The following is a 9357-nucleotide window of genomic DNA, read 5'->3' as shown; positions in this document are numbered from 1 at the left end:
AATTCGGGATGACTCATGTTGAATGGGATTAGACCATCCCTAAGCTATCTGGTCGAGGAGGAAGTTCTTTGGCAGATTTTTCCAAAACGTTGACATCGATGATCTCATCAGCATTGCCCAAGAGGCGGCGACAATCCTGGCTGAGGTCTTTGAGGTGAACTCTTTTGCCTACTTTATGGTAGCGCTCTGTGAGTTTATTCAAGGCTTCGATGGCAGACATATCCACGACTCGGCTTTCGGCGAAGTCAATGATGATCTCTTCCGGATCATTCAGGACATCAAATTTTTCGTTGAATACGGTTACAGAACCAAAGAAAAGTGGGCCATAAATTTCATAATGCTTTACGCCGTTTTCGTCGAGGTACTTGCGGGCACGAATACGCTTGGCGTTGTCCCAGGCAAAGACCAGGGCTGCAATGATAACCCCGATTAATACAGCTAAGGCTAGATTGTGGAGTACCGCAGTGACAAGGGTAACGAGGACCATTACAAAAATATCAGAAGGAGGCATCTTGGTGAAGGTCTTGAGACTTGCCCACTCGAAAGTGCCGATGGCTACCATGATCATCAGGCCTGTTAAGGCGGCTAGTGGGAGTTGCTCAATGAGGTTGGCACCAAACATGATGAAAATAAGAAGCATCACAGAAGCGACGATACCTGACATTCTGGCCCGAGCACCAGCAGAGATGTTGATCAAACTTTGGCCAATCATTGCACATCCACCCATGCCGGAGAAGACGCCAGATAAAATGTTGGCAACTCCTTGTGCTACCGCTTCTTTGTTTCCACGGCCACGGGTTTCGGTGATCTCATCAATGATGTTGAGTGTTAGAAGGCTTTCAATCAAGCCAACTCCGGCCACGATGGAGGCGTAAGGGAAAATGATGGCCAAGGTTTCCATATTAAAAGGAACATCAGGGATATGAAAGGGAGGGAAGCCACCTTTTATTGAGGCCATATCTCCTACTGTTTTGGTATCAACACCGAAGACCACAACCAATCCGAAGATGGTCAGGATAGCTACCAAAGAAGAAGGAACGGCTTTGCTTAATTTGGGTAAACCCCAAATGATCAACATGGTTAGCAATACTAAGCCAGTAAACCAATAAAGGGTAGGCCCTGTAAGCCAAGCACCGCTGGCGTCCTTGAATTGATCTAGTTGCGACATGAAGATGATGATGGCCAAACCGTTGACGAAACCAAAGATGACGGGGTGAGGCACCAGGCGCATCAGCTTACCCAGCCGTAAGAAGCCTGCCGTCGCCTGGAGGATACCGGCTAGGACAACGGTCGCAAAAACATACTCTACGCCGTGAGAATAGGCCAGGGCGGCAATTACTACGGCAACTGCTCCGGTAGCGCCGGAGATCATACCTGGGCGCCCCCCTAAAATGGAAGTAACAAAACCCATGACAAAGGCCGCGTAAAGCCCAGTGAGCGGAGATAATCCAGCAATTAAAGCAAAAGCTACAGCTTCTGGGATCAAAGCCATTGCTACGGTAAGGCCAGAAAGAAACTCTAGCTTGTAATTAACATCTTGAGAGAGGTCGAACAGGTTTAAATACTTCTTCATCTTGTCTTAGTATTCATATACCACCAACACCCGTTAGTTACGGGTAATGTGGAAAAGGAAAATTAATGTGGTGGTGGTTTTTCAGGGTGCAGGGCCAGATTTTGCTAGCCTCGTGAAAAGAAGGCGCAAAGGTACACTTTTCTTTGGAATCAGAATGAATGCTGGTTTGTATGTTTATACTGCGCTTCGCTTGTAGCGACCTTTCGTCGGGATGATCATTTCTCACGGCTTTGATCGCCAAAGCTCGCGCGTAGTGTGGCTAAGACTGACACTATTGGAACTCCCGTGGTTCTGATTTGTCGCAAGGGCAGCGGGATTGGGGGGATAGAACGATGGTTCGCGGTAATACGCAGGCAGGGTCTCTGGTGGCGATGGGTTTTCCTCCTCGGTCCTGCGAAGACCTCCTACCAAGTGTAGAACAGCATCCTAAAGCATTCGAAGCTACAAAATAAAACTTGGCCCTAGTTCAGCACTGGAACATTGAGAATGAACCCAACTTTGAAGACATTTTCGATAGAAACATCGGGGTCTTTGTTTAATATTTTGCGTAAGCGGCTAATAAAAACATCAAAGCTACGACCGAGGAAGTAATCGTCTTTGCCATAGATGCGCCTGACGGCGAGGTCTCGTTTGAGGATGCGATTGCGATGTTGGCAGAGCAGTAATAGAACTTCGCTTTCTTTTTCTGTTAAGCGGCGGACCTCTGTGTCGAGCTTTATCTCCTGTCGGGAATAGTCAAAGAGGTAGCGGCCAATTTCGAATTGTTGTTCTGCTGGTTGAATAGGAGCCCCTTCCTCCCGGCGACGGAGAATCACTTTGATTTTGCACAGGAGTTCTTCTTCATCAAAAGGTTTGGTGAGGTAGTCTTCTGCGCCAAGTTGATAACCTTTGAGTTTGTCTTCTTTGAGCAAGCGTGCTGTTAAAAACAGAAAAGGAAATTGCGGATGCTTGTTGCGAATATGTTTGGCTAGACTAAAGCCGTCCATTCCTGGCATGGTAATATCCAGCACACCCAAGTCATAATCCTGTTTTTGTAGTTCCTGGATGGCTGATTGGGCATCTTTACGCCAAGTCACTTTCATTCCCTCTAATTCAAGAAACTCCATTAATAAAAAGCCAAGATTAAGATCGTCTTCAACCAATAAGATATTATGCTGATCCATTTTGTGAGGGTGGGTTTTAAGATTTAGGGAGGTTGATTTCAAAGCGTGTACCTTGCCCTTCAATACTAGATACATTGATTTGCCCCTCGTGTAAATCGACAATACGTTTGACATAGGCGAGGCCCAAGCCAAAGCCTTTGCAGTTGTTGTCAGACGTTTTCTGGCGATAAAACGGAGTGAATATTTGTTCTTGCTGCTGTGGTGACAATCCGGGGCCATTGTCGCTGACGGAGAATTGTATACGGTCGCCGAATTCCTTAAGGTCTATTCGTATTTCAGCATCTTCTCCGGCGTATTTAAGGGCATTATCCAGCATGTTTCGCAGGGCGTTTTGCAGATGCAGAGAGTCGGCCTGGATGATAGGGAAATCAGAAGGAGGTGCAAAGTGGATATTTGCGTTTTGTTTGCTCACCTGCAAGTCCATGGCTGTAATTGTTGACTGGAATATTTTCGGCAAGTCACAGTTTTTTTTCCTGAGCTGGTAGTCGTTTTTTTCTAGCCTTGCGAGATAGAGCACTTGTTCTACCTGCTGCATGAGCTGAGTTGCTTCGCTTTGAATGATGTTTAAGTGAGGCTTACCTGCGGGTACTAGGGCTTTGCGTGCTAATAAGCTGCTCGCTAGTTTGATATTGGTAAGCGGTGTTCGAAACTCATGGGCCATATGGTTGAAGAACTCCCGATTAAGGTTGCTCATTTTTTGTTCGCGCAATAGCCGGTAGGTGGCATAGAAAAACAAAGCACAAATCAGTAGGAGGATACCAAATGACGCTCCGGTCATCATCCCCATTTTGTTGAGCATATATTTTTTGCGTCCTGCAAATTCCAGATTAAGGAAATGACTATCGGTCTGTGTAATCGGATCCAGGGCACAGGAATAGGGAGATAATTCATCGCTGAGTTCTTGAAGAGAGTCAGGTGGTTTAGCACAAACTTTGGCTTCGTAGGGTAGGTTGATGTTAAATCCGGCGAGGGTAGAGGAAAGTGTCTGAGCAAAGAGATCGGTTTTGATTAGTTCATCCAATTCTTGTCCGGATTCCATTGGTGTGGGGAGACATGCTTCGCTGAAAGACTCCTGGGCACCTTCTTGTTGTGCCATTGTTTGCACTGTGCTGCACAATGCTGTGTTAACGTTGGTTTGGAACTGCTCTTCGATCAATTGTTGGGATTGGCGTAGCCATGCCACTTGAATGGCAATGAGCACAGCCATGGCTATGACAGAAGCCAAAACAAGGTAGGTACTAGTAGCGTATCGCATAGTTTGATCAGTAGGAACAGCACAAAGAAAAGCTTTTATGCTGGACTCTGGTCAGCGTTTAACAGCTTTTTAACAGCTGCCTAACAGCTAGAAAACAGCAACTTGGGTACTGTTTCTCTAAATTTGCTTATGAATTTTGCGCAAAAAACAATTTGAGCCGTCTTTGTGGTTTTTCAAATAATTGACACGCTTAGCCTGCTTTTTGAAAAACGACAGCTAAACCTGTTTTTGTGCTGTTTCTAAGAAAACCGGTAACTCAGCGGAACTGAGTAAATCTAAAAAACATAATTATGCTACGTTTACTTCTTCTCTGTGCATTTGTTACTGCTGGTCTTGGCTTATCGGCACAAGAAACGGCTGCTAAACCAGCTTGCAACCCAGCCCAGTGTGTTTCGAAAACTGCTGCTAATACGAGTTGTCAGGCAAAAACTACTTCTGTTACGGCTACCAGTGCGACGGCCCCTGAGCGGGCTAGTGCTGTTGCTAGTGCTGTTGCTGAAAAGGAGGCTGCTCCAGTAGCCCAACCAGCGCTTCTCAAGTTGACCAGTTTCGCACCAAAGTCTACCAGCTGCCAGCCAGCAGATTGTAACAAAACTTGTAACCCCAGTCAGTGTACTCCTCCTCAAGGACTCAAGACTGCTGCTGCGCCAGCTGCTAAATCAACAGCGGTTGCTGTAAAGCAAGAGTAAGAGCAGCTTTTTATAAGGTAAGAGGACTTATAGCGAAAGTCCAGTTAATACCTTGATACATTTTGCTAATGCGAGCTGCGGTGATCCTTGATAATGGATTGCCGCAGCTTTTTTATTTTCGTAGCCTATCTAACTCAAGGTAAAGCTGCTCAACCTTGTCTCTGGCCCATTGTGTTTTTCTTAAAAATTTGAGGCTAGACTTAATAGAAGGGTTACTTTTGAAACAGTTGATATCAATTCTCATGGCTAATCGTTCCCAGCCATAGTGTGCTACTAATGACTCTAATATATTCACCAATTTTACCCCGTGGAGAGGGTTGTTGGGTTGTTCTTTTTTTGGGTTGTTATTCATTGGACGGCTTCATGTTTGTTATTTCAGCGTTAGCTTTTCTTCACAAAGTTGAGAATTAATCCCTTAATCTGTTACTATACCTTTATTCTCTCTCAATTTAAGGATTTGAGATAGCTCATGTCATTTTGCGATGGATATCGAGAGCTTTTTTGCGGGAATCCGAATAAAAATGCTAATATTTTTCACACAGTAAAGGCTACGGCAACCCATTTCTGGATTGCCGTAAGTTGTTGCTTTTGGGTGGATTGAGGGATTAGTGGTTCCGGGTGGGTTGGAAAGGAAGCACCTTGCTCTCGTAACCACTAATAATATTCCCTTCTAATTTTATGGTAGCCTTCCATTCTTTTACATTGTGCTTATTGAAGTCTGGATCAGCAAAATGAATGTACAAAGTGAGGTAGTGATTAGTAGCGTCATAGTAGCTGATGGTATCATCAAACGTACTTAGATCAAAGGGGGCTGAAATAGATTGAAATTTAGACGATTCATAGCTCCGCGAAGTGTCGATGAAAATCGTGCCATCGTACGTCAACTCCACATTAAGGTTGTTGATATAAAGGTCAATGTGTTCCTTACTCCAACTGGTCCATCCTTCTTCCTTGGGTAGGGGGAAGGTGACGCGGAAGTGAGGGTCGATGACTTCTGATTCTGAGACCTCTGTTTTGTTTGGAGGTGGCAACTTTTTAGCCATAATAAAGATTTGGTTGTGTTAATCGAAAATGATCAAGTCGTTTTAGATGAGTCGTTGTACTGAGGCTATTGTGCGTGTAAATAGCAACATTACTTTGGTGCTTAAACGATTGGTTCATTAAGATCAACTGTTGAATAAATTAAGTTTTGATTATTTATGTTACTATTAGACCAAAAGGTAAGTGGGGGAAATCTATTTTTTACTCTAATAGTACAAAGCCAGCCCAGTAGAAAGGATCTGGGTAGGCCTTGCGCATCTCTAGGCGAGCCGCATTAAAAGCGGATCGGATATCCTGTTTTTCAGTCAGCCAGAAGCGATAAAAAAGGTCCATAAAAAGTTGGGTTTGGTAGTCTGATATCTGCCAGAGCGTCATCAGCAGGTAACGGCTTCCTGCTATCTGGAAAGCGCGCTGCAGGCCATAGACTCCTTCGAAGGTTCGCACGTCGCCCAGGCCTGTTTCGCAGGCGGAAAGAATGACCAATTCTGTATCACTTAGATCGAGGTGGCTGATTTCATAAGCAGTAAGGATACCATCTTCTGACCCTTCGGGAAGTGTACTATTGTTGGTCCAAGCAGTGTTGGCACCGGCTAAAATCAAGCCCGAGCGGATCATCGGATTTTGAGCTGCTGCGATGTTGTGAACTACAGGAGATGCTAACTTGTCAGGGTCTGGGAAAAAATAACCATGCGTAGCTATATGAAGAAGATGAGGGCTTTTGTTATCATCATTAGGCCTTCCAATTTCCTTAAAAAAGGACTCTGTCGCCCGGTTTTGGGTTTGACTGATAGTGCGGAAACCTGCGGGCTCCAATTGGTCGTGTGCATTCATGATTTCAACCTCGGTCCAAGGCAGTGGCTGCCAAGCTGAGTTTGCACGAGAAGGATCGTTTTGAAAACGAGAGCCTCTGTTCATTCCCACAGGGAAAGAAGAGACCTCATTAATGGTAGTGCGTGATGGCGTAGCATCATAGTCTACAGCCCCAAATAGCACTGCGGTAGCGTCAACTGAGGTAGGCTGCGGCTTTTTTTCTAATAATTCCCGGCTGCTGGTGAGCAGGCTCATTTGATAAATATCGCTTAGTGTCTGCCCTTCAGGGGTAGGCAAGGCATTAAGATTCAGGCGGTGCAAACTTCCCGCTTTTACGAAGTATAGCTTACTCAACTCAGGGAAATCTGCTAGCCTTTCAGCTAATGGCTGCCAGATCAATTCATATACCTGTTTCCCTCGGCCAGCGTACGAATACAAGTCGTTTATGTAAGCTTGTTCCGAATTACCCAATCGCTGTAGAGGCTTATCAAGGTCGTCTTCGGTACAAAGTGGAATAAACAATGGTGACGTAAGCTTAGGTGTTAGTAAAAGAGCACCATATTTGTTTGTGTTTTCGGCGATTCGGTCAGTATAGTGTACAAATTCAATGACAGCCTCACCTGCTTCCAGTGTTTCTTGCACGGCTTGCCAATTGGCGTTGTCTTCAATGTTACCCAATTTCGCTATTTCTCTGGCGAGGTTTTTCTCTAATTGGGCAGCTTCTTCCTCAAGAGTAGTGAGTTGGCTACGGGTATCTAATGGCGTAGCATACTGTGCCGCTAATTGGCGATGGACACCTCGCAGTCGTTCCATATATTCCCGGCCTAAGGAATCGGTAGGAATGAATTGGTTAATGCGAAAAGCTGTATTAAGTAAAAATCCCCGATGTAGGAGTATTTCGTTGAAGCATAGGTCAGCGACTTCAGGATACCTGTCGGCGAGGGTGAAATAATAGTTGATATTTTCTCTAAAATCCTCCGCATATTGGGACATTTCTGTTTCAGAAAGATGACGCACAGCATTCTGGAGGGGTAATCGGGAGACCTCTGCTAATACACGTAAATTTTCTGCTGACTGCTCAAACTCTTTTAAAGCAAATCCTGTATGGATGAATTCTCGCAACCCCTCTCGGTAGCGTCTGTGGTGTTTGCCTAAGCTTCGGAGAATTATAGAAAGGGAAAGTGTTTGTTCTTGTTTAGCCTTTTCGTAGGCTCCGGTTTCATAAAACAGATCACCAAGATTCTGCCGGTAGAACCCATAATTCTGGTGGTTTTTCATATCCAATGCTTCCAAGGTGTTTAAGGCCCTTTCAAAATGATATTGTCCTTTGTCAAATGCTGCCGTTTCGAGATACAGGAGCCCTAGGTGGTTATGGAGTGTAGCAAAAAGCTCATGTTTTGATCCGAATTCTTTCTCTATATTTTGAAGGGCTAGTAGATAAAAATCTTTAGCAAGATCGTAATTCCTTTTTGCTAAATACACGGAGCCCAAGTTGTCTAAAGATTTTATATAATCTATATCCTGGACATTTCCATTTGATTCATAGAAGGCTTTTACTCGTAGATAGAATGTTTCCGCTTTATCGAGTTGATCAATTTCATAATAGAAGGCTCCCAAGTTGAGCAAGTTGAGCACGTAATGAGGATGTTGATCACCCAAAACTTCCTCTCGTATCGCTAAGGCCTTAAGGTTGAGGGCCTCAGCGTTTTCATAATTCCCCAATTCCCGGTATAGCACGGCGAGGTTACCCAATGTAGCAGCATAAGGGGCACTCTGTTCGCCGAAAAGAGTGCGCCTGACAAGTAATGCCCCTTGGTATAAAGGTTCTGCTGACTCATAACGACCTAGTTTTTTATAAGCGACTGCCAGGTTGTTCAGGCTTTTCCCATAATCCTCGTGTAAATTCCCCAGCACGCGTTTGCGGATGCGCATAGAGGGTACGTACCACTCTACGGCTGTATGGTAGTCTCCTTTGATGTGATGGATGCGGCCTTCGTTGAAGCAAGCTGCTGCGTAGGCTGCAGACTCTTGACCACAACAGGTTTCTGCCAAGGCAAAGGCTCTCGCATTGACGGCAAAGGCAGCCTCGAATTCTCGTTGCCCCGTTAGGGCGCGTGATTCTTTGATGAGGGTGTCTAGTTGGGGCAGAATGAGAGTAGCGTTGTTTTGGCCATTCATTTTCAGGCTCCAGCCGGCTAGAAAGAATAAAGTGATAAACAGAGGGAGAATATACTTGTCAAGGAGGGGGGTAAAGAGTGCCATTGCAGCTGTTATAATATGGATGCATAGCTTGCATCAGGTGTGTAGATGTATAAAATAGGGCACTTGTATGGTTGAAGGAAAGGTGTTCTGACAAATATAGTTTTGCAAACTGGAAAACCCAAACAGCTGGGCACATCACGTTGTGTTTTCCATGACGAGAGGCTGGGAGAACACTCTCCCGGTTTATTTGATTTCTCACGCAATTCAAGGTAAACTTGTTTAACCTTGCCTCTGGCTCATTGTGTTTGTCTTAAAAACTTGAGGCTAAACTAATGGAGGGGGCTTTTGAAGCAGACTCAAGGAAATTAATCAATTCCGAAAACGAGGCACCGAAAATGCAAATCCACGTAAAACTTTTTTTTAATCCAATCGCCATCAATTGTCTTTTTATAATAGGCTTGACTGGAGCCTGATAGTTTCCATTCAAGTATAGGGGAATCTTTATCAAGTTATCTCCCCCCATAAACCATCCCCACATGAGGAATTCCATCTTCCAGGTAGATTTCGCCTACGGGGCTGAACCCTACAGAACCATAATAGCCCTGCAAGTGAGCTTGTGCGGAT

General features: G+C 44.9%; 7 protein-coding genes and 1 pseudogene. 1 reads left to right on the top strand and 7 read right to left on the bottom strand.

Annotated features, from left to right (window positions below; all coding sequences use genetic code 11):
• Positions 1–28: 28 nt before the first annotated feature.
• From ACRBG0_RS20180 to ACRBG0_RS20170, 3 genes are all read right to left on the bottom strand, one after another.
• Positions 29–1573, bottom strand: a complete 1545-nt coding sequence (locus tag ACRBG0_RS20180; protein ID WP_431488657.1) for a SulP family inorganic anion transporter — start codon at positions 1571–1573, stop codon at positions 29–31.
• A 461-nt stretch (positions 1574–2034) separates the two neighbouring features.
• Positions 2035–2736 (bottom strand): response regulator transcription factor, encoded by a 702-nt coding sequence (locus ACRBG0_RS20175; protein ID WP_431488656.1) that lies wholly within the window; start codon positions 2734–2736, stop codon positions 2035–2037.
• A gap of 16 nt (positions 2737–2752) precedes the next feature.
• Entirely contained in the window at positions 2753–3991 is a 1239-nt protein-coding gene (locus ACRBG0_RS20170; protein WP_431488655.1) for a sensor histidine kinase, read from the bottom strand.
• Between the two features lie 290 nt (positions 3992–4281).
• Between ACRBG0_RS20170 and ACRBG0_RS20165 the strand changes: the two genes are divergently transcribed.
• A complete protein-coding gene (locus ACRBG0_RS20165; RefSeq protein WP_431488654.1) occupies positions 4282–4680 on the top strand; it encodes a hypothetical protein in 399 nt (132 codons plus the stop codon).
• 112 nt (positions 4681–4792) lie between these two features.
• Here ACRBG0_RS20165 and ACRBG0_RS20160 read toward each other — a convergent pair whose 3' ends face one another.
• The 4 genes and pseudogenes from ACRBG0_RS20160 to ACRBG0_RS20145 all read right to left on the bottom strand — a co-directional run.
• Complete coding sequence (locus ACRBG0_RS20160; RefSeq protein ID WP_431488653.1) at positions 4793–5032, bottom strand: VF530 family DNA-binding protein; 240 nt, start codon at positions 5030–5032, stop codon at positions 4793–4795.
• Between the two features lie 253 nt (positions 5033–5285).
• On the bottom strand, positions 5286–5723 hold the full coding sequence (locus tag ACRBG0_RS20155) for a hypothetical protein (RefSeq protein ID WP_431488652.1): 438 nt from the start codon (positions 5721–5723) through the stop codon (positions 5286–5288).
• Between the two features lie 199 nt (positions 5724–5922).
• Entirely contained in the window at positions 5923–8793 is a 2871-nt protein-coding gene (locus ACRBG0_RS20150; RefSeq protein WP_431488651.1) for a CHAT domain-containing protein, read from the bottom strand.
• A 449-nt stretch (positions 8794–9242) separates the two neighbouring features.
• A pseudogene (locus ACRBG0_RS20145) lies at positions 9243–9357 on the bottom strand (GNAT family N-acetyltransferase); the annotation flags it as partial.

It is taken from the genome of Lewinella sp., from assembly GCF_050633125.1.
GTDB lineage: Bacteria > Bacteroidota > Bacteroidia > Chitinophagales > Saprospiraceae > Lewinella.
This window is presented reverse-complemented; position numbering and strand designations above follow the sequence as displayed.

What these genes read in the sequence shown, in the direction of transcription:
- ACRBG0_RS20160 (WP_431488653.1), bottom strand. Translation starts at nt 5,032, where the DNA reads ATGAATAACAACCCAAAAAAAGAACAACCCAACAACCCTCTCCACGGG.
- ACRBG0_RS20155 (WP_431488652.1), bottom strand. Translation starts at nt 5,723, where the DNA reads ATGGCTAAAAAGTTGCCACCTCCAAACAAAACAGAGGTCTCAGAATCA.
- ACRBG0_RS20180 (WP_431488657.1), bottom strand. Translation starts at nt 1,573, where the DNA reads ATGAAGAAGTATTTAAACCTGTTCGACCTCTCTCAAGATGTTAATTAC.
- ACRBG0_RS20165 (WP_431488654.1), top strand. Translation starts at nt 4,282, where the DNA reads ATGCTACGTTTACTTCTTCTCTGTGCATTTGTTACTGCTGGTCTTGGC.
- ACRBG0_RS20170 (WP_431488655.1), bottom strand. Translation starts at nt 3,991, where the DNA reads ATGCGATACGCTACTAGTACCTACCTTGTTTTGGCTTCTGTCATAGCC.
- ACRBG0_RS20175 (WP_431488656.1), bottom strand. Translation starts at nt 2,736, where the DNA reads ATGGATCAGCATAATATCTTATTGGTTGAAGACGATCTTAATCTTGGC.
- ACRBG0_RS20150 (WP_431488651.1), bottom strand. Translation starts at nt 8,793, where the DNA reads ATGGCACTCTTTACCCCCCTCCTTGACAAGTATATTCTCCCTCTGTTT.